Origin of the sequence: Streptomyces sp. NPDC086080 (assembly GCF_044540255.1) — a bacterium.
GTDB lineage: Bacteria > Actinomycetota > Actinomycetes > Streptomycetales > Streptomycetaceae > Streptomyces.
In genome coordinates this window covers 418,132-438,203 of sequence record NZ_JBITRU010000002.1, presented here as the reverse complement: position 1 = coordinate 438,203, position 20,072 = coordinate 418,132, and the positions used below count along the sequence as shown (strand labels likewise).

The following is a 20,072-nucleotide window of genomic DNA, read 5'->3' as shown; positions in this document are numbered from 1 at the left end:
CCCCCTTGGTAGATCGGGACAAATCGGGCATGTGCAGGGTTCAACAGTGGCCGGTCCGCAGGTCGTACAGAACACTCTTAACCGTCCCTAGTACGACAGTTCGGACCAAAGAGAGCATGCACGGCCATGACCCACTCCACGGACACCCCTGAAGTACCCATACGCCCCTACCCGGTGACCGCCGGCGAGGTCGTCCCCGGCGACCTGCTCGCCCTGACGCCCGAGGACGCGGCGCGGCACCACTGGCATGTCGTCACGCACACGCTGCCCGAGTCCCCGGAGGTGATCCGGGTCACGCTGCGGCCACCGCTCGGCGGGGTGGACCACGAGGAGGCGCTGCGGCGCGAGCAGCGGGTGACCGTCGCGGGACGACGGCTGGACGTGGCCGCGGTGCCGCTGGTGAGCTCGCCCGCCCTCGACGAGGTGGCGTTCCGCGACGGGGACCGGGTGCACACCCTGCGCGCCGTCGACCCGGAGGCCGCGGAGGTGACGTACGTCCGCCGCTGGGGCGCCTGGCACGGTGACGGGCACCCGGCCGACGGCACCGCGAGCGACGAGGACGTACGGCGCTGGGCCGCGGAGGCGGACCGGAGGGGTGATGTCGTACGGCACGAACCGCGCCCCGTGCGGGCGGCGGAGGCGGCCGGTGCGCGGCGGGTCGTGGTCACCGGGCTCGGCGCCGTCACGCCGCTCGGCGTGGGTACCGGCGAGTTGTGGGACGGGTTGCTCGAAGGTCGGCACGGGATAAGGGAGTTGGCGGACGACGAGTTCGACGGGCTGCCGGTGCGGGTCGCCGGGACGGTACCGGTGGACCCGGCCGGGCTGCTGCCCCGCCAGTCGGCGCGGCGGATGAACCGCTCCGCGCAGTTCGCGGTGCTGGCGGCGCGGGAGGCGTGGGCCGACGCGGGCTACGCGGACGGCGGGACCCGCGAGAGCGGGCTCGACCCGGAGCGGGTCGGGGTCAGTCTCGGCGCCATCCTCGGGGACGCGTCGGTGCTCGTCGGCGGCGACCGCACGCTGCGGGACAGGGGGCCGCGGGGGGTCTCACCGCTCACCACGCCCATGACGGTGCCCTCGCAGGCGGCCTCGCAGGTCTCGCTCGACCTGCACATCACCGGCGAGGCGCGGACCGTGACCAGCGCGTGCGCCTCCGGCACCGAGGCGATCGGGCAGGCCGTCGACCGTATCCGGTACGGCCGGGTCGACGTCGCCCTCGCGGGCGGTGCCGAGGCGGTCGTCACCCCGGCGATCATGGCGTCGTTCGCCGCGATGCGCGCGCTGGCCGAGGGCGACCCGTCGGCGGGCTCGCCGTCGCGCCCCTTCGCCAAGGACCGTGACGGGTTCGTCAACGGGGAGGGGGCGGGGGTGCTCGTCCTGGAGTCCGAGGAGCACGCGCGCGCCCGCGGAGCGCGCATCTACTGCGAGGCCGCCGGGTGGGGACTGTCCGCCGACGCCCACCACGTCGCGGCGCCGGACCCGTCCGGGGACGGCATCGCGCTGGCTCTGCGGCGGGCCGTGCGGGACGCCGGCGGGCAGCTCGCCGACGTCGTGCACATCAACGCGCACGCCACCGCCACGGTCGACGGCGACCTCGCCGAGGCGCGGGCCCTGCGGGGCGTGCTCGGCCGGCGGGAGGTGCCGGTCACGGCCCTCAAGGGACACCTGGGGCACCTCCAGGGCGCCGCGGGCGGGGTCGAGGCGGTCGCCGCGGTTCTCACCCTGCACCACAGGGTGATGCCGCCGACGGTCGGCTGCGCGGAGATGGACGAAGCGATCGACCTGGACCTCGTCCGCGACACCCCCCGCCCGCTCCCCGACACCGGCGACCTGCTCCTGAGCAACTCCTTCGGCTTCGGCGGCCACAACGCGGTACTGGCACTGCGTCGCGTGGCGTAGGGGCCGAACGCCCGAGGGTCGCACACCGCCCGGCTGCCCGGGGCCGCGCCACCGGGCAGCCGCTTCCGGCGTGCGCGCGGCAGGTCCGGTCACCGGGCAGCGCGTGCCGGAGGCCTGGGCGCCCCGCACACGGGAGCGGGCGCAGGCCGCCCGCGGCTCCCGAGCCCGGTTTCCTGCCCTCGGCGCCGGCCCGGCGGTGGGCGGTGGGGTCAGGCGGAGCGTTTGCGGGAGGCCGTCTTCTTCGTGGCGGTCTTCTTCGCGGGTGTCTTCTTCGCCGCGGTTTTGGATGTGCTCTTCGCCGTCGTCTTCTTCTCTCCCTGGCCCGTCTTCGACGTCGACTTCCTGGTCGAGGACGCCGTCTTCTTCTTCGCCGTCGACGTCGACTTCTTGCCCCCGGTCTCCTTCGGCGACGAGCGGGACGTCCCGCCCCGGGGCAGCCGCTTGACCTCGGCCTCCTCTTCCTCCGGTTCCTCGCCCCGGGACTCCCGGGCGGCCCGGACGCTGCTCTCCAGGGCGGCCATCAGGTCCAGGACCTTGCCGCCCCGCTCCGGCGCGGGCGCCTCCGGCGGTGCCTCGCCGGAGGCCTTCGCGGCGACGACCTCCTCGACCGCCTCCCGGTACTCGTCGTGCAGGTCCTCCAGATCGACCTCACCGAGGGTGTCCATCAGCGCGTCCGCGAGGTCCAGCTCCTTGTCACGGACCGTGACACCGGTGTCGGGCGCGACGCCCTCGGGGGCGCGTACCTCGTCCGGCCAGAGGAGTCCGTGCATGGCGATGGCGTCACCGACCACGCGGAGCATCCCCAGGCGCTCCCGCCCGCGCAGGGCGTACTTCGTGATCGCCACCTTGTTGCTGCGCTTCAGCGCCTCGCGCAGGAGCGTGTACGGCTTGGCCGCCGGTGCCCCGCCCGCCGCCAGGTAGTACGCCGCGTCCATCTGGAGCGGGTCGATCCGGTCCTCGGGGACGAAGGCGACGATCTCGATCGTCTTGGCGGTGGGGATCGGCAGACCGGCCAGATCCTCCTCGGTGATCGGGATGATCGTGCCGTCCGCGTCCTCGTATCCCTTGCCGATCTCCTGTCCGGTGACCTCGCGGTCCTCCAGTTCGCAGAACTTGCGGTATCTGATCCGACCGCCGTCCTCCGTATGGATCTGGCGGAAGGAGATCGAATGGTTCTCGGTGGCGTTCACCAGCTTGATCGGGATGCTGACCAGGCCGAACGAGATCGCGCCGTTCCAGATGGATCGCACGTGCGGCACCTTTCCGGTCGTCTGCCGGACACTGTCGGACACTGTTGGAGCGTTTGTCCTGCTTCGCGTGGGATTCTCATCGTATGGCGCCTATCACCGAGGTGGAGGGGCGACGGCTCGCGCTCAGCAATCTGGAGAAGGTGCTGTATCCCGCCACCGGATTCACCAAGGCGGAGGTACTGCACTACTACGCGACCGTCGCCGATGTGCTGCTGCCCCATCTGCGGGGACGGCCGGTGTCGTTCCTGCGGTATCCGGACGGGCCCGACGGCCAGGTGTTCTTCACCAAGAACGTGCCACCGGGTACCCCCGAGTGGGTCACCACCGCCGAGGTGCCGAGGTCCGAGGGGCCGGCCCGGATGGTGCTGGTGCAGGACCTGCCGAGCCTGATGTGGGCGGCGAACCTGGTCACCGAGTTCCACACGCACCAGTGGCTCGTCGGGGACCCCGGACAGGCCGACCGGATCGTCTTCGACCTGGACCCCGGGGCTCCGGCGACGATCGTGCAGTGCTGCGAGGTCGCGGTGTGGCTGCGGGAGCGGCTGGCCGCGGACGGCATCGAGGCATACGCCAAGACCTCCGGGTCGAAGGGGCTGCATCTGCTCGCCGCGGTGCGCGGCGCTTCCTCCGAACGGGTGTCGGAGTACGCGAAGGCGCTGGCCGTGGAGGCGGAGCGGGCCATGCCGCGGCTGGCGCTGCACCGGATGACCCGGAGCCTGCGGCCCGGGAAGGTCTTCGTCGACTGGAGCCAGAACGCCGCCCGGAAGACCACGGCCGCCCCGTACACCCTGCGCGCGCGGTCCGAGCCCTTGGCGTCGGCGCCGGTGACCTGGGACGAGGTGGAGGACTGCCGCTCCCCCGACCGGCTGTCCTTCCGCGCCCCGGACCTCGGCCCCCGGGTACAGGACTACGGCGATCTGCTGGCTCCGCTGCTGGACCCGGCCCACGCGGGCACACTGCCGTGAGCGGAGAGCGACGGGACGGGCGAGCCGGCCCGGGCGTCGTTCCGTGCCCCGGAGGGCGCAGCGGCGTCCCCGATGGCGCAGCAGGGCAGGCGGGCGCCGGAGGGCGCTTCTAGTGTGGCGACAAGTCAGCTTCGACCTGTTTTCTCCCCTTGCACGGAGGTACCGCCATGGCCCTGCGCCCCCCTCTCGGCCGCCGTCTGACCCGTCGTCTGCCCATGGCTCTCGCCGCCGGGGCCCTGGCGGTCGCGACCGCCGTTACCCCCGCTCTCGCCGCCGACGACCCGAACCAGGGCGGCGATCAGGGGAACTGGAGCGAGCAGAGCGGCGGCAACGGATACGGCGACGACACCGGAGGCTTCGACGATCAGGGCGGCAACGGCGGCTACGACAGCGGCTCGGACCAGCAGGGCGGCGCCGGCGGCAACGGGAACCACCAGGCCGGCGCCGACCACGGCAACCAGGGCGAGTACAGGGGCCGCGTGACGGCGCAGCAGCTCGCTCTGCGCACCGCGCCGAACCGCGGTGCGCGTGTCATCCGGTACGCCCATCGGGGCGAGGTCGTCTCGATCTTCTGCAAGGTCCCCGGCGACAAGGTGAACGGCAACCCCCTCTGGTACCTCCTCACCGACGGCACCTGGGCCTGGGGGCCGGCCGGACACATCGACAACATCGGCCCCGCGCCACGCTGGTGCTGATGCGCGAAGCGCGCAAGGCGTCACATGTGGGTAAGTTCCGGACATGAGCAAGGCCGGCATCACCCTGGCGACGACGGATCGGCCCACTTCCGTCGTCGGCCTCCCCCGGCGCCGTGGAGTCGAACTCGCCCTGATCGTCCTGGCCGTACTGCTGTCGGTGTACGGATACTGCGCCGTCGGCCTCGCCAGGAACGGCACCGTCCCGCCCGGCGCCGCCGGTTACGGCGCCGGGCTCGGTGTGCTCGCCCTGGTCGCGCATCTGGCGGTGCGCTGGCGCGCCCCGCACGCCGATCCGCTGCCGCTGCCCATCGGCGTCCTGCTCAACGGCCTCGGCCTGGTGCTGATCTACCGGCTCGACCTGGAGGCGCCGGGCGAGGCGGCGGCCCCGGCCCAGCTGATCTGGTCGGGGCTGGGCGTGGGGCTGTTCACCGCGGTCGTCCTGGTGCTGCGCGATCACCGGGTGCTCCAGCGCTACACCTACCTCTGTGTCACGGCCGCGCTGGTGCTGCTGACGGTCCCGATCCTCTTTCCGGCGGTGAACGGGGCCCGGATCTGGATCAGGATCGGCGGATTCTCCATCCAGCCGGGCGAGTTCGCGAAGGTGCTGCTGGCGGTCTTCTTCGCCGCGTACCTCGCCGCGAACCGCGGCGCCCTCACCTACGCCGGCCGCCGGGTCTGGGGACTGCAGCTGCCCACCGGCCGGGTGCTCGGCCCGATCGTCGCGGTCTGGCTGGTCAGTGTGGGCGTCCTGGTCCTGGAACGGGACCTCGGCACCTCGCTGCTGTTCTTCGGCCTGTTCGTGGTCCTGCTGTACGTCGCCACCGGGCGCACCGGATGGATCGCGGTGGGGCTGCTGCTGGCCTCGCTGGGTGCGGTGGCCGTGGGCCGGCTGGAACCGCATGTCCACCACCGGATCGACACCTGGCTGCACCCGTTCGCCTCCATCGAGGCGGGCGAGGGCCCCAACCAGCTCGCCCAGTCGCTGTTCGCCTTCGCGGAGGGCGGGATCCTCGGCACCGGGCTCGGGCTCGGCCACTCCGTCCTCATCGGGTTCGCGGTCAAGTCGGACTTCATCCTGGCGACGGCCGGTGAGGAGTTGGGTCTTGCCGGGCTGTCGGCGATCTTCCTGCTGTACGGGCTGCTGGTGGAGCGCGGCTACCGGACGGGCCTCGCCCTGCGCGACCCCTTCGGCCGGCTGCTCGCCGTGGGTCTCGCCTCCCTCGTGGCGCTCCAGGTGTTCGTGATCGCGGGCGGGGTGACCGGGCTGATCCCGCTGACCGGGATGGCGATGCCGTTCCTGGCGCAGGGCGGCTCGTCGGTGGTGACCAACTGGACGATCGTGGCGCTGCTGGTCCGGCTGAGCGACCGCGCGCGCCGGCCGGGTGACGGCGGGGGCGGCCGGTGACCCGTCAGATCCGGCATGCCGCGCTGTTCTGTGCCCTGCTGCTGGCCGCGCTGCTGGTCAACGCGGCCCGTGTGCAGGTCCTGCACGCCGGGGACTACGAGGCCAACCCGGCGAACCGGCGTGACACCATCTCCCGTTACCAGCAGCCCCGCGGGGACATCCTGGTGGCCGGCCGGCCGGTCACCGGGTCGCGGGACACCGGGGAGCATCTGCGCTACGAACGCACGTACGTGGACGGGCCGTTGTACGCGCCGGTGACCGGCTTCGCCTCGCAGGAGTACGGCACGACGCTGCTGGAGCACACGGAGGACGGGCTGCTCTCCGGCGCCGCCCCGCTGCTCGCGCCGCTCCCGCGCTGGAACGAGTTCACCCGCTCCCGCAACGCCGGTGGCGACGTGCTGACCACCATCGATCCGGCGGCGCAGCGCGCGGCGTACGAGGGGCTGCGCTCGCGGAAGGGAGCGGTGGCGGCGGTGGAACCGTCGACGGGCCGGATCCTGGCGCTGGTGTCGGTCCCGTCCTACGACCCCGCGCTGCTGTCCGGGAACGGCACGGCGGCGCGGGAGGCCTGGACGCGGCTGAACGCCGATCCGGACCGGCCGATGCTGAACCGGGCGGTGCAGCGGACGTATCCGCCGGGTTCGACGTTCAAGGTGGTCACCGCGGCGGCGGCGCTGGACGCCGGTGTGGTGAAGGATGTGGACGAGCGGACCGACTCCCCCGACCCGTACACCCTGCCGGGGACGACGACCCGGCTGACCAACGCGTCCGAGGGCTGCGAGAACGCCACGGTGCGGGAGGCGTTCGTGTGGTCGTGCAACACGGTGTTCGCCAAGCTGGGGGTGGACACGGGGCTGACGACGATGCGGGACATGGCGCAGGGCTTCGGTTTCAACGACGCGGACCTGCGGATTCCCTTCCCGGTGGCGCGCAGCACCTTCGACACCACGGTGGACCGGGCGCAGCTGGCGCTGTCGTCGATCGGGCAGTACAACACGCGGGCCACACCGCTGCAGATGGCGATGGTCGCGGCCGCCGTGGCGGGCGGTGGGCAGGTGCGGGAGCCGTATCTGGTGGAGCGGACCACGCGGGCGGGCGGTGGCACGGTGTCGACGGCGGGGTCCGCTCCGGTGCGGCGGGCCATGCATCCGACGACGGCGATGCGGATGCGGGAGCTGATGCGGGGCGTGGTGGAGGACGGCACCGGCAGGAAGGCCGCGATCCCCGGTGCCGTGGTCGGCGGCAAGACCGGCACCGCGCAGCACGGTCTCGGCAACTCCGGTACGCCGTATGCCTGGTTCGTCTCCTGGGCACAGCACGACACGGACCTGGAGGCGAAGGTGGCGGTGGCGGTGGTGGTCGAGGACGCGGCGGCCGAGCGGCGGGAGATCAGCGGGGGCGGGACGGCGGCGCCGATCGCGCGGGCGGTGATGGAGGCGGTGCTGAAGTCGTAGGCGGGGCCGCTCACTTGGTGAGACGGGTCTGCCGGAGTGCCCCGTTCCCGACCTACCGTTCGGTCCATGACCGAGACCGCCGCGTACGAACTCGCCCAGGTGAACATCGCCCGGCTCAAGGCCCCGCTGGACTCCCCGCAGCTGAAGGACTTCGTCGACAACCTCGACCCGGTGAACGCGGACGCCGAGGCCGCCGACGGCTTCGTCTGGCGGCTGAAGGGCGGGGAGAACGACGCGACGGACCTCCGCGCCTTCGGTGACTCCTGGCTGATCATCAACATGTCGGTGTGGCGGGACACCCACACACTGACCGCCTACATGTACCAGGGCCGTCACCGGGAGATGCTGGCGCGGCGCAGGGAGTGGTTCGAGCGGGTGGAGGAGGCGATGGTGACTCTGTGGTGGGTCCCGTCCGGGCACCGCCCCACGGTCGCGGAGGCCGAGTCCCGCCTGCTCCATCTGCGCGCCAACGGCCCCACCCCGTATGCCTTCACCCTGCGCACGTCGTTCCCGCCGGGGGGCGCGGAGCCCGTCCCGGGGGACGTGCCGGAGGGCCTGGGCTGCTCGGTCTAACGGCGGCGGCGGTTGACGGACGTGAGGTCGATGTCGATGGGGAACGGCTCGGTGAGCTTGAGCCGGTTGTGGAAGATGCCCATGGGGACGTACGACGTGGTCATCGGGTCGAGTTCGTAAACGTAGATCACCGGTAGCCCGTTGTTCTGCTCGACGCGCCAGTAGTGCGGGATGCCTACGGCCGCATACTTCCGCGGCTTCAGTTCACGGTCCCGCTCCTCCGAGTCCTTGGAAACGACCTCGACCGCGATCAGGACATCCTCCGGCCGGTACCAGGTCTGGCCCGGACCGATATCGGCGTCCGCCTTGAAGACCATGACGTCGGGCTCCGGGCGGTTGCGCTCATTGAGCTTGATGGTCATCTCACGCTGGACGTCGAGCTCATCCGGCACCTGAGCCAGCAGGGCGTTCTCCAGAAGGCGAATGGCGCGCGAGTGGAAGTTGGTCTGCGGACTCACGAAGATGAGGCTCCCGTCGATCAGCTCCGTGTGCGGAGGCAGGTTGGGAAGCCTGTCCAGGTCATCCGCCGTCCAGCCACCCTCGGGCGGACGAGGCCACGCGTAGTCGCCGTCCAGCCCGTAGTCGTGTGCGGCGCTCATGATCGCTCCCATGTGCTGCAGTGTGACCGGCACAGCCAGCCTACCCAGGGCAAACAGCAAGACCCCACTCCATGAAGCGAACGGACATGTGTGCCGTTGACGCTGCGGTCAGGTGGGTCACCCCGCCAACAACTCCCATGCAAGGGATTGACGGGCTTGCTGACAAGCAGTCTCATACTGGGTGACCCACCAGTAACACGAGACGCCCTGGGATGGAGCCGCCATGACGACCCTGACGGATACGGACGCGGTGGACGGTCTGCGTGATGCGCTCGGGCTGCTCAAGGACCGCGAGCAGGTGGCCCGGCGACTGCTCGAGTCCTCCGCCAAGCACTCCTTCGACCCCGAGAAGGAGCTGGACTGGGAGGCGCCCTTCGAGGAGGGCAAGTGGTTCTGGCCGCCGGAGCTGGTCTCGCTGTACGACACCCCGCTGTGGCGGAGGATGAGCGAGGAGCAGCGCCTCCTGCTCTCCCGGCACGAGGCCGCCGCGCTCGCCTCGCTCGGTATCTGGTTCGAGCTGATCCTGATGCAGCTGCTGGTCCGGCACATCTACGACAAGGACGCCACGAGCGCGCACGTGCGCTACGCGCTCACCGAGATCGAGGACGAGTGCCGGCACTCCAAGATGTTCGCCCGGGTGATCACCCGGGGCGGCACCCCCTGGTACCCCGTCGGCCGGGTGCACCAGAACCTCGGCCGCCTGTTCAAGACGATCTCCACCACGCCCGGCTCCTTCACGGCGACCCTGCTCGGCGAGGAGGTCCTGGACTGGATGCAGCGGCTGACCTTCCCGGACGAGCGGGTCCAGCCGCTGATCCGGGGCGTCACGCGCATCCATGTCGTCGAGGAGGCCCGGCACGTGCGCTACGCCCGCGAGGAGCTCCGGCGGCAGATGGTGACCGCGCCGAAGTGGTCGCAGGAGTTCACCCGGGTCACCTCCGGGGAGTTCGCCCGGGTGTTCTCCGTGGCGTTCGTGAACCCCGAGGTGTACACGAACGTCGGCCTCGACCGGCGGGAGGCGGTCGCCCAGGTCAAGGCGAGCGGACACCGGCGGGACGTGATGCGGCAGGGCTCGAAGCGGCTCACCGACTTCCTGGACGACATCGGCGTACTGCGCGGGGTCGGGCGGCGGCTGTGGAAGTCCTCCGGGCTGCTGGCGTAGGCGGGCCGGGACCCCGGCGGGCACCGCGGGTGGGCGGTTACGCTGCGGGCATGACCCCGCAGGCCCCCACCCCCGCCTACCGGCGGCTCAGCGTCGAGGAGCGCCGCAGCCAACTGCTCGAGGCCGCGCTGTCCCTCTTCGCCCACCGCGTCCCGGAGGACGTCTCGCTGGACGACGTGGCGGAGGCGGCCGGTGTGTCACGGCCCCTGGTCTACCGGTACTTCCCCGGCGGCAAGCAGCAACTGTACGAGGCGGCCCTGATGTCCGCCGCCGACGAACTGCGGGACTGCTTCGACGAGCCGCACGTCGGACCGCTGCTCCCCCGGCTGTCCCGCGCCGTCGACCGCTACCTCGCCTTCGTCGGCCGGCACGACGCCGGCTTCAGCGCGCTGCTCCAGGGCGGCAGCGTCGTGGAGACCTCCCGTACGACCGCCATCGTGGACGGAGTGCGCCGGGCCGCGGCCGAACACATCCTCAGCCACCTCGGCGTCGCCGAACCCGGGCCCCGGCTGCGGATGACCATCCGGATGTGGATCACCGCCGTGGAGGCGGCCTCGCTGATCTGGCTCGACGAGGACAAGCAGCCGCCCGTGGAGGAACTGCGGGACTGGCTGGTGGAGCAGTTCGTGGCCGTGCTGACGGTCACCGCGCGCCGCGACGCGCAGACGGACGCGCTGGTACGTGCCCTGGCGGATGCCCTCTGACGGACCGGTGCCCGGGCCCCGCGCCGGGCCGGGGCGGGGCGGGGCGGGGCGGGGCGGGGCGGGGCGAGCCCCGGCACCCGGTCCCGGTTCGGGCCCGGCCCCGGCACCGAACCGGGACCGGTGTCCGCAACCGAAACCGGAGCCCGAAGCCAGGGCCGGAAGCCGGGTCCGGAGCCAGGGCCGGAAGCCGAAGTCGGGGCCGTAGGCCGGGACCGGGGCCGAAGGCCGAAGCGAAACCGAAGGCCGGAGCCAGAGGCTGGACCGGAATCTGAAGTCACGCACGCAGGCCGGGACCGAGCGCCGAAGCCGGGACCGAAGGCCGGAGCTGGGGCCGAGGGCTCGAACCGTGGCGGAGCCAGAGGCCGGGACCGGAAGCCGAAACCAGAGCCAGAGCCGAAGACCAAAACTGGGCACGCAACCGGGACCGTGGCGGAGCCAGAGGCCGGGACCGGGGGCGGGGGCCGGGACCGTGGCGGAGCCAGGGGCCGGGACCGGGGGCGGGGGCCGGGGGCGGGGGCCGGGACCATGGCGGAGCCAGAGGCCGGGACCGGGGGCGGGGGCCGGGGCGGGGGCCGGGACCGTGGCGGAGCCAGAGGCCGGGACCGGATGGGACCGTGCCGATCCGCCGGAGGCCAAGGCAGGGGCCCGGCCCCTGGAGTCCCGGACCGGACCGCGCCCGCCGGGGCCGGAGGGCCGTCGCCGTCGGTCGCGCGGGTCATGGCCGAGACTGGTGGCGTGAAGAGCGAAGACACCCCCTTCGAGGGCGGGCCCATGGACGGGCGGGTGCTGCCCGTGCTGCTGGGCATCACCGGGCATCCGCCCAAGACGTACCGCATCCCCGTCCCGGCCCCGGACGGCGGCCCGCCCACCGTGCTGGTGTACCGGCGGGTGCCGCGCGGGCAGAGTTCACGGACCGGGCTGACCCGGGGGTGGAAGTACCTGCACGACCCGACGGGGCGACCCGGCGGCCGGCCGAGGTGGCCGTGGTCGAAGCCCGCCTCCGATCCGGACACCACGCCGAAGGGCAAACCGGACGACACCGACGGGTGACCCCGTTGCGCCGAACCGCGCACACCCGGCGAGCGGGCCCCGGCGACCGGCCTGATGCTCGCGATGCGGAGCGGACGAGCGTGCCGCCCGCGTCGGAGGTGATGGCGTGTCAGGAATGCTCCCGCGTCTGGTGTGTACGGCGGCGCTGGCGGCCGGGACCCTGCTCGCACCGGTGTCCGCGGCGGCCGTCCCGGAACCGGGGGACGGCGCCGGCGGCCCCGGCGGGCGCTCCGTGGCCGAACTGCTGACGGAACTTCAGACCCTGTACCGCGAGGCCGAGAAGGCCACCGAGACCCACAACGCCACCGAGGAGCGGCTGAAGAAGCAGCGCGCCGAGACCGAACGGCTGGAGCGCGCCCTCGCCCGCACCCGGACCTCCCTGCACGACAGCCGGGGCGCGGCCGGGCGGCTGGCCCGGCAGCAGTACCAGAGCGTCAGCGGCCTCTCCCCGTACGTGGGTCTGCTGCTGGCGCGCGATCCGCAGCGCGTACTCGACCAGGGGCATGTGATCGGGCAGTTGGCGCGGGAGCGGGCGCAGACGGTGGGCCGCCTCACCGGCGAGGAGGAGAAGGCCCGCGCACTGGCCCACCGGGCACGCAAGGCCCTCGACGACCGGCGCGTCCTCACCGAACGGAGCGAGAGACAACGGGACGAGGTACGGGAACGGCTCCACGACGTGGAGGAACTGCTGGCCTCGCTCACCGCCGGGCAACTGGCCGCGCTGGCCGAACTGGAGCACAGCAGGATCGCCGAGGCCCAGGAGGAGCTGGTCGCCTCCGGCGCGCTGAGCAGCGGCAGCACCCCTCCCACGGCGGCGGGCGAGCGGGCCGTGCGGTACGCGGTGGAGCAGCTCGGCAAGCCGTACGAGTGGGGGGCGGAGGGGCCCGCCACGTACGACTGCTCAGGGCTGACCTCCGAGGCGTGGGGCGCCGCGGGGACGCCCATCCCCCGGACCAGTCAGGAGCAGTGGGCCCGGCTGGAGCGGATCGAACTGGCGGATCTGCGACCGGGAGACCTCGTCGTGTACTTCCCGGAGGCCACGCATGTCGCCCTGTACCTCGGCGACGGCATGGTGGTGCAGGCCCCCCGCCCCGGCGCGAGGATCAAGGTCTCGCCCGTCGCGGCCAACCCGGTGCTCGGCGCCGTACGCCCCGACCCGGACGGGGAGCCCCTGGCGCGGTACGAGATGCCCGAGCTTCCCGAGGGGGCGACGGAGGGGTCCGACGCGGGGTACTCCGCCGGGTACGCTCCGGCCGCGCCCGAGGACTCCCTCAGGCGGTGACCGCTCCTCTCCGGGTCGCGGAGGCGGGCCCGCGGCCCGCAGGGCACACGTCCGCGGGCAGTGGCTGTTCGGTCCAGATGACCTTGCCCTCGGCCGTGTAGCGCGTGCCCCAGCGTTCGGCGAGCTGGGCCACGAGGAACAGGCCGCGGCCGCCCTCGTCCGTCGTGCGGGCCCGGCGCAGGCGCGGAGAGGTACTGCTGCCGTCCGTCACCTCGCAGATCAGCGTGCGGTCGCGGATCAGCTGCAACCGGATGGGGGCACCGCCGTACCGGAGGGCGTTGGTGACCAGCTCGCTGACGATCAGCTCGGTGGTCGGCACCTGCTCGACGAGGTCCCACTTCATGAGCTGTTCCGTGACGGCCGCGCGGACCCGGGGGACTTCGGCCGGGTCGGCCGACACGTCCCAGCGCACCGTGCGCTCGGCGTCGAGGGCACGGGTCCGGGCGACGAGCAGGGCGATGTCGTCGCGGGGGTGGGCGGGGAGCAGGGCGTCCAGGACGGCGCCGCAGGTCTCCTCCGGCGAGTCCGCCGGCGGCCGGGTGTCGGCGAGGGCGTGGCGCAGCAGGTCGAGCCGGGTGTCGAGGTCCTGGCCGCGCTGCTCGATGAGCCCGTCGGTGTAGAGGACGATCCTGCTGCCCTCGGGCACCACGGTCTCAAGGGGCTCGAAGGGCAGTCCGCCGAGGCCCAGCGGCGGGCCCGCGGGCACGTCGACGAAGTCGACGGTGCCGTCGGGCAGCACCAGCGCGGGCGGAGGGTGGCCGGCCCGGGCGAACGTGCAGCACCGGGACACCGGGTCGTACACCGCGTACAGGCAGGTGGCACCGCTGATCCCGCCGTTCTCGCCATGGTCCGCGTCCAGCCGGCCGACCAGGTCGTCGAGGTGGGTGAGGAGTTCCTCGGGCGGCAGGTCGAGGGCGGAGAAGTTGTGCACGGCGGTGCGCAGGCGGCCCATGGTGGTGGCGGCGTGCACGCCGTGGCCGACGACGTCTCCCACGACGAGCGCCACCCGGCTGCCGGACAGCGGGATGACGTCGAACCAGTCGCCGCCCACACCGGACTGTGCCGGCAGATAGCGGTGCGCGGCCTCGACGGCGTCCTGGGCGGGCAGGCCTCGCGGGAGGAGGCTGCGCTGCACGGCCAGGGCCATGGTGTGCTCGCGGGTGAAGCGGCGGGCGTTGTCGATGCAGACCGCGGCCCGGCCCACCAGCTCACCGGCGAGCCACACATCGTCGTCCTCGAAGGCTCCGAAGCGCTCGGCACGGTAGAAGCTGACCACTCCGAGGGTGCCCCCGCGGGCCCGCAGGGGCACGGTGATCAGGGAGTGGACCCCGGACTCGAGGACCTTCCGGCAGCGTCCCGGGTCGTTGGCGATCCAGTCGACGGCCCGGCTCAGGTCCGGCTCCAGCACGGGGCCGCCGGTCTCCAGGCAGCGCGCCTGCGGTGAGCCGGGGAGCCATCTGACCTTTTCGCCGACGTCGAAGAGATGCGAGCCCTCACGGACCGCCCCCAGCGCCACCCGCCACAGTCCCTCGCCGACGTCTATGGGTTCCTCGCCGCTGCGCACCGCGTCGGGCAGGTCGACGGCGACGAAGTCGGCGAACCGCGGCACCACCGTCTCCACCAGCTCTTCCGCCGTGCGGGTCACGTCGAGGGTCCGGCCGATGCCGGCGCTGGCGTCGTACAGCAGTTCCAGCCGCTTCCGGGCCAGCACGGCGAGCCGGCCGACTCCCGGTTCGCCCAGGAGCAACAGGCCGGCCTGGGCGTGGGGGGACGGGCCGGGCGTCTGCGCGGACTGCCCGGGTTCCGGCGCCGGCGGAGAGGCCGTGCCCCGGACGGCCGCCTCGGCCCCGGGCCGCCCGGTCCGGGGCATGCCGGTCCGGTGCCTCTGCCTCGGCTCCGTCGGAGCGGTCACGGCCGGCGCCGCGGCGGCGGGCCCCGTGGAGCGTACCGGCACCCCGGTCGCCGCGGTACTGGCGCGGGAGGTCCCGGGTTCCGAGGGCGCCGGTATCCGGAGCCGGGAGCCGGGAGCGATGGCGGCTTCCACGACGATCCCCACCTCGCCGGAGGCCGCGCGCACCTCACGGCAGAGCAGCACCGCGGTCCGGCCGCCGGACAGCGTCACCTCGGTGGCCACCCGGTGCGGGTCGGCGATCAGCTCCTGGGCCTTCTCCCGGAGGACGGCCTGGTCGATGGGGTTCATGGGGAGGACGGGATCGGCGGCAGCGCCCGGGACCCCGCCCGGCAGCAGCTCCCCGTGCGGTGCGGCGGGTCCTTCCGGGGTCTCCCCGGCCGCCCGCCGGGTGCGCAGGAACTCGGCGAGCAGTTCCCGCTCGCGCTGCGAGGACTGTTCGAGCAGCCGCTGTCCGATCTCGTCGGCGGCCTGCTGCGCGAGGGGCAGCATCACCGGGTCCGAATGCCGCCGGAAGCAGGTGAGGTCCAGGACCCCCTCGACACGGCCACTGAGCGGATCACGGATGGGCGCGCCGGCGCAGGCGAGTTGCTGCATGCAGTCCGCGAAGTGCTCACGGCCCAGGACGTAGACCGGGCGGCGCTCGGCCAGTACGGTACCGAGGGCGTTGGTGCCGGCGCTGTGCTCGGGGAAGCCGAAGCCCTGGACGATGCTCGCCGCGTCCAGGTGCCTGTTCAGCTCCGCGTCACCGCCCCGGCGCGACAGCACACGTGCCTGTCCGTCGGTGAGGATCACGCTCACCGGCGGTCCGTCGAGCGCGGCCTCCAGCCGGTCGAGGACCGGGGTGGCGGCGAGCAGCAGCCGTCCGTCCAGGTCCAGGTCCTGCTCGCAGGTGAGGACGAGCCGGTCCGGGACGAGCCCCAGCGACCTGCACCGCTGCCAGGAGGTCAGAATCGGGGTCCGGACGATTCCGGCCAGGTCTTCGACCGTCTCGCCCGCACGGATCCGGTCATGAACGGCGTCGAGGACTCCGCTCTTGTCCCACGCGGCCACCAACTGGATCACTCCCTTCCCGTACAGACGTACGAGATGAGCACCAGTATGCAGGACTATCGAACTTTAATATCTTTTCCTGAACAATTCCGACATTCAACTGCCGCACCCGCCTCCGCACCGGGCACGCGGCCGCACACCGGAGGCCGGAAAACGCCCCGGCCGCGGCCGGGGCGTCCCCGCCTTCTCAGGCGTCGCCGGTGACCGAGGCCAGATAGGCGCCGGTCCGCTCCGGGTCGTAGAAGAAGTTCTCGAAGTCGGCCGGGTTGTCGAAACCGTTGGCGAAGCGGTCGGCGACCGGCTGCAGCTGACCGGCCGCGCCGATCAGGTTCAGGACGTGCTCCGGCGGCGGGGCGAGCATGGCGTTCGTCCACTTGGTGACGTGCCGGGCCGTCTCCCAGTAGCGGTCGAAGGTCTGTCGCATCCAGGCCTCGTCGAACTCCTTCTCCCCGTGCTCGACGATCGAGGCGAGGTAGGAAGCGGCGCACTTGGAGGCGGAGTTGGAGCCCTGCCCGGTGATCGGGTCGTTGGCGACGACCACGTCGGCGACACCGAGGACCAGGCCGCCGGAAGGCAGCCGGCCGATGGGGTTCCGGACGGTGGGGGCGTAGCGTCCGGCGAGGGTGCCGCCGGCGTCGGTCAGTTCAACCTTGGTGGCCCGCGCGTGCTCCCAGGGGAGGAACTTCTCCATGAGTGCCAGGGTCAGGGAGAGGTGCTCCGCCGGGTCCTTGACGTCCTTGAACGCGTCCAGCGGCCCGCCGGGAATGCCCTCCCAGAACAGGATGTCGGCACGGCCCGAGGTGGTGAGCGTCGGCATGACGAACATCTCGCCGACGCCGGGGACCAGGTTGCAGCGGACCGCCTCCGTGTCCGGGTGCTCCGGGCGCGGGCCGAGACCGTGCACGTAGGCGACCGCGAGAGCACGCTGCGGCTCGCTGTACGGGGAACGCTCCGCGTCGCGGCCGAACATCTGCACGAGCTCGCCCTTGCCCGCCGAGACGAGCACCAGGTCGTACGTGCGGGAGAAGTAGTCGAGGTCACCGACCGCCGCGCCGTGGATGACCAACTGGCCGCCGCGCTCGGCGAAGGTCTCCATCCAGCCGGCCATCTTCACCCGCTGGTCGACCGACTGCGCGAACCCGTCGAGCCTGCCCAGCCAGTCGATCGCCCGCTGGGTCGGACCGGGGTCGTGCGAGCCCGGGGCCGCGACCGAGACACCGAGGCCCTGGATCTTCGGGGCCCGGGACTCCCAGAAGTTCAGCTGGAGATCCCGCTCGTGCTGCAGGGCGGTGTGGAACATGCACTGCGTCGACATGACCCGCCCGGTACGGATCTCGTCGGCCGTCCGGTTCGACATCAGGGTGACCTCGTACCCGTGCGACTGGAGGCCGAGGGCGAGCTGGAGACCGGACTGGCCGGCTCCGACGACGAGTATCTTCCGCATACGGGGGTGTTCTCCTACTCGGGGGTTTCGTCGAGCGCGTGGCCCACCAGGGACAAGAGGGTCTCGATGACCGAGATCCGGCGACGCGCGTCCATGATCATGACAGGTATGCGCGCGGGGATCGTCAACGCCTCCCGTACGTCCTCGGGGTCGAACCGCTCGCTTCCGTCGAAGTGGTTGACCGCGACGACGTACGGCAGCCCGCAGCTCTCGAAGTAGTCCAGCGCGGGCCAGCAGTCCTTCAGACGGCGGGTGTCGGCCAGCACGACGGCGCCGATCGCGCCGCGCACCAGGTCGTCCCACATGAACCAGAACCGCTGCTGACCGGGGGTACCGAAGAGGTACAGCACCAGGTCGTCGTCGAGGGTGATGCGGCCGAAGTCCATGGCCACGGTGGTGGTGGTCTTGCCCGGTGTGGCGGTGAGGTCGTCGGTCCCGGCGCTCGCCTCGGTCATCAGCGCCTCGGTCCGCAGAGGCGTGATCTCCGAGACGGCGGTGACGAGCGTGGTCTTGCCGACGCCGAAGCCTCCCGCCACCACTATCTTCGTGGCGATCGGTGCGCGGGTGGGGTCCGTCTGCCAGGGCAGCAGCGGCTCGTCCCCTTCGACGAGCGGGGAGACGCCATGAGCGACGTCAGAGACGACGGAGTCCACTCAGCACCCTTTCCAGCAGCACGCGGTCCGGGCGGCCCGTGCCATGGCCGGTTCCCGTTCCGTAGACACGGATCTTTCCCTGGTCGGCGAGGTCGCTCAGGAGGACCCGGACCACACCGAGCGGCATGCTCAGCAGCGCGGCGATCTCGGCCACCGTGCGCATACGGCGGCACAGTTCGACGATGGCCCGCATCTCCGGCATCACGCGGGAGGTGAGGCCGCCGGCCGTCAGCTCCTTGCGCCGCTCGGCGGCTTCGAGGGCGGCGGTGCCGGCCGTGGCGCCGACAAACGTCTCGACGAGGAGCACATGGCCGAAGCGGGTACGGCCGCCGGTGAGCGAGTACGGGCGGACCCGGGCGGGTCTGCGGTCGCCGCCGCGGACGGGGAGAGGTTTCTGCTTCCTGGACCTGCCGCTCATCCAAGGCTCCCGGGGGACTCGATCTCCAGGTTCTTGCGCAGCTCGCTGCGGAGTTCGGGGGTCAGGACGTGTCCGGCCCGGCCGACGAACAGGGCCATGTGGTACGCCACCACGCTCATGTCGCAGTCCATGGAGCCGTGCACACCGAGCAGCGAGCCGTCGCTGATCGACATCACGAAGAGGCTGCCCTCGTCCATCGCGACCATCGTGTGCTTGACCGGACCGAAGTCCATCAGCTTGGCGGCGCCGATGGTGAGGCTCCCGATGCCGGAGACGACGGTGGCCAGGTCGGCGGCGGAGCCTCGCGGACCGGGCCGCTTCGCGCCTCGTGGGTCACGGGCCCCGGCGGCGGAGGCGGCCTCGCGCGGGGCCGCCCGGGCGACGGAAAGGGTGTCGTCGGAGGAGAGCAGCAGCAGCCCGTCGGAGGAGACCACCGCGACGGAGAGGATGCCGGGCACCTCCTCGACGAGGTTGGTCAGCAGCCAGTGCAGGTTGCGGGCCTCACTGCTCAGTCCGAAGGTACTGGGCGCGGTCAACGGCTTGCCTCCTCGACAGTGCCCCCCGTGGGTTCCTCGGATGGTGGGGTCGTGCCGGACGGCGCCTGGTCGCGACCGGCGTCGCCGCGCTCGGCGATCTCCGCCTCGACGTCCCGGCGGCCGGCATCCGCCCCCTGGCGGAACCCGCCCAGCCGGCGGCGCAGCGCCTCGGCGTCCACGGCCCCGCCACGGGGGCGCGGGGGCGCGGCGGGCGCGCTGATCTTCGGTGTGCGCTTGGGTAGTCCCTTGTCGGTCACCGGCTCGTCGTCCGCACCGCCGTCCGCACCGCCGTCCGCAACCCGGGCGTGCTCGGCCTCGTCGGCCCCGGGCCGCAGCGGCAGCCCTGAGGACGCCCCGGACTCACGCCCGCCGCCCGGATGTACGTCCTGCGCCTCGGACCGCTCACCGGCCCCGAAGGCGTCCGCACCGGGCACCGGCGACCCGGGGCCGGGGCCGGTACCCGGGCGCGTGGTCCCGGCCTGCGGGCCGGAGACGTCCGCATCGGGAAGCCGAACGGTGCCGGCAGCCGGCTCGGCCCCGAAGACCCGGTCGGAATCCGGCTGTACGGCACCGGCCTCCGGTCGCTCACCGGCCCCGGGCGCGTCCGTACCGGACCGCACCGGCCCCGCTCCGGGCGCGTTCCCGGGGACCGGCCGGCCGTCGTGCCCGGTGCCCGGGCGTACCGCTTCCGTCTCCGGCCGGCCGGTGGAACCGGGTCCGGCGTCGGATCCCGTGTCGGTCCCGTGGTCCCGGGCCGGTTCCGGGTGGCCGGCCGGCGTCGGGGACGTCGGAGCGTCCGCTCCGGAGGGCTGAGCCGGGATGAACAGTTCCATCGTCGTCTCGGCGAGCCGTTCGTACGGCGCGTCCACGGGCCCGCCCGTGGGCTCGTCGGCGCGGCCCGGCACAAACTCCCCGGCGCGACCCGCGACAGCGTCGGCCGCAGGGTCCTCCGCCGCGACGTCCGTGCCCTCGGGCGCCGGCTCCTCCGCACCACCCGGCTCCAGGCCCGTCCCACGAGCCGCGC

At 72.7% G+C, this 20,072-nt stretch carries 17 protein-coding genes and 1 pseudogene; 10 read left to right on the top strand and 8 right to left on the bottom strand.

Going from position 1 to position 20,072, the window contains the following annotated elements; genetic code table 11:
* Nucleotides 1-126 precede the first annotated feature (126 nt).
* Complete coding sequence (locus tag ACIF9R_RS04055; RefSeq protein WP_399973923.1) at nucleotides 127-1,896, top strand: beta-ketoacyl-[acyl-carrier-protein] synthase family protein; 1,770 nt, start codon at nucleotides 127-129, stop codon at nucleotides 1,894-1,896.
* Between the two features lie 209 nt (nucleotides 1,897-2,105).
* Here ACIF9R_RS04055 and ACIF9R_RS04050 read toward each other — a convergent pair whose 3' ends face one another.
* Nucleotides 2,106-3,155, bottom strand: coding sequence for a Ku protein (locus tag ACIF9R_RS04050; RefSeq protein WP_399974007.1), 1,050 nt, complete (start codon nucleotides 3,153-3,155; stop codon nucleotides 2,106-2,108).
* 74 nt (nucleotides 3,156-3,229) lie between these two features.
* Between ACIF9R_RS04050 and ligD the strand changes: the two genes are divergently transcribed.
* The 5 genes from ligD (at nucleotide 3,230) to ACIF9R_RS04025 (ending at nucleotide 8,238) form a co-directional block, all read left to right on the top strand.
* On the top strand, nucleotides 3,230-4,111 hold the full coding sequence (gene ligD / locus ACIF9R_RS04045) for a non-homologous end-joining DNA ligase (protein WP_399973921.1): 882 nt from the start codon (nucleotides 3,230-3,232) through the stop codon (nucleotides 4,109-4,111).
* Nucleotides 4,112-4,278: 167 nt separating this feature from the next.
* Nucleotides 4,279-4,806 (top strand): SH3 domain-containing protein, encoded by a 528-nt coding sequence (locus ACIF9R_RS04040; RefSeq protein ID WP_399973918.1) that lies wholly within the window; start codon nucleotides 4,279-4,281, stop codon nucleotides 4,804-4,806.
* A gap of 43 nt (nucleotides 4,807-4,849) precedes the next feature.
* On the top strand, nucleotides 4,850-6,211 hold the full coding sequence (locus tag ACIF9R_RS04035) for an FtsW/RodA/SpoVE family cell cycle protein (protein WP_399973915.1): 1,362 nt from the start codon (nucleotides 4,850-4,852) through the stop codon (nucleotides 6,209-6,211).
* Entirely contained in the window at nucleotides 6,208-7,665 is a 1,458-nt protein-coding gene (locus ACIF9R_RS04030) for a penicillin-binding transpeptidase domain-containing protein (RefSeq protein ID WP_399973912.1), read from the top strand. Before ACIF9R_RS04035 ends, ACIF9R_RS04030 begins: the two co-directional genes overlap by 4 nt.
* A 66-nt stretch (nucleotides 7,666-7,731) precedes the next feature.
* Nucleotides 7,732-8,238, top strand: a complete 507-nt coding sequence (locus ACIF9R_RS04025) for a DUF3291 domain-containing protein (protein ID WP_399973909.1) — start codon at nucleotides 7,732-7,734, stop codon at nucleotides 8,236-8,238.
* On the opposite strand, the gene ACIF9R_RS04020 is transcribed toward ACIF9R_RS04025, so the two are convergent.
* Complete coding sequence (locus tag ACIF9R_RS04020) at nucleotides 8,235-8,837, bottom strand: Uma2 family endonuclease (RefSeq protein ID WP_399973906.1); 603 nt, start codon at nucleotides 8,835-8,837, stop codon at nucleotides 8,235-8,237. The genes ACIF9R_RS04025 and ACIF9R_RS04020 overlap by 4 nt on opposite strands.
* A gap of 223 nt (nucleotides 8,838-9,060) precedes the next feature.
* On the opposite strand from ACIF9R_RS04020, the gene ACIF9R_RS04015 reads away from it, so the two are divergent.
* The 4 genes from ACIF9R_RS04015 to ACIF9R_RS04000 all read left to right on the top strand — a co-directional run bounded on the left by ACIF9R_RS04015 (nucleotide 9,061) and on the right by ACIF9R_RS04000 (nucleotide 13,035).
* Entirely contained in the window at nucleotides 9,061-9,999 is a 939-nt protein-coding gene (locus ACIF9R_RS04015; RefSeq protein WP_399973903.1) for a diiron oxygenase, read from the top strand.
* Between the two features lie 50 nt (nucleotides 10,000-10,049).
* A complete protein-coding gene (locus ACIF9R_RS04010) occupies nucleotides 10,050-10,703 on the top strand; it encodes a TetR/AcrR family transcriptional regulator (protein WP_399973901.1) in 654 nt (217 codons plus the stop codon).
* Between the two features lie 735 nt (nucleotides 10,704-11,438).
* A complete protein-coding gene (locus ACIF9R_RS04005; protein ID WP_399973898.1) occupies nucleotides 11,439-11,753 on the top strand; it encodes a hypothetical protein in 315 nt (104 codons plus the stop codon).
* Nucleotides 11,754-11,859: 106 nt separating this feature from the next.
* The gene (locus ACIF9R_RS04000) at nucleotides 11,860-13,035 is read left to right on the top strand and encodes an NlpC/P60 family protein (RefSeq protein ID WP_399973896.1); all 1,176 of its coding nucleotides are present in this window, start codon (nucleotides 11,860-11,862) and stop codon (nucleotides 13,033-13,035) included.
* Here ACIF9R_RS04000 and ACIF9R_RS03995 read toward each other — a convergent pair.
* From ACIF9R_RS03995 to ACIF9R_RS03970, 6 genes and pseudogenes are all read right to left on the bottom strand, one after another.
* A complete protein-coding gene (locus ACIF9R_RS03995) occupies nucleotides 13,025-16,009 on the bottom strand; it encodes a SpoIIE family protein phosphatase (RefSeq protein WP_399973893.1) in 2,985 nt (994 codons plus the stop codon). The genes ACIF9R_RS04000 and ACIF9R_RS03995 overlap by 11 nt on opposite strands.
* A gap of 175 nt (nucleotides 16,010-16,184) precedes the next feature.
* A complete protein-coding gene (locus ACIF9R_RS03990) occupies nucleotides 16,185-17,441 on the bottom strand; it encodes a styrene monooxygenase/indole monooxygenase family protein (RefSeq protein ID WP_399973890.1) in 1,257 nt (418 codons plus the stop codon).
* A gap of 14 nt (nucleotides 17,442-17,455) precedes the next feature.
* Nucleotides 17,456-18,094: a GTP-binding protein gene (locus ACIF9R_RS03985; RefSeq protein ID WP_399973888.1), complete on the bottom strand. Its 639-nt coding sequence runs from the start codon at nucleotides 18,092-18,094 to the stop codon at nucleotides 17,456-17,458.
* The gene (locus tag ACIF9R_RS03980; protein WP_399973886.1) at nucleotides 18,075-18,512 is read right to left on the bottom strand and encodes a DUF742 domain-containing protein; all 438 of its coding nucleotides are present in this window, start codon (nucleotides 18,510-18,512) and stop codon (nucleotides 18,075-18,077) included. The genes ACIF9R_RS03985 and ACIF9R_RS03980 overlap by 20 nt, the downstream gene beginning before the upstream one ends.
* Entirely contained in the window at nucleotides 18,509-19,048 is a 540-nt protein-coding gene (locus tag ACIF9R_RS03975) for a roadblock/LC7 domain-containing protein (RefSeq protein WP_399973883.1), read from the bottom strand. The genes ACIF9R_RS03980 and ACIF9R_RS03975 overlap by 4 nt, the downstream gene beginning before the upstream one ends.
* Nucleotides 19,045-20,072: pseudogene (locus ACIF9R_RS03970) on the bottom strand (hypothetical protein); the annotation flags it as partial. The gene ACIF9R_RS03975 and the pseudogene ACIF9R_RS03970, both read right to left, overlap by 4 nt.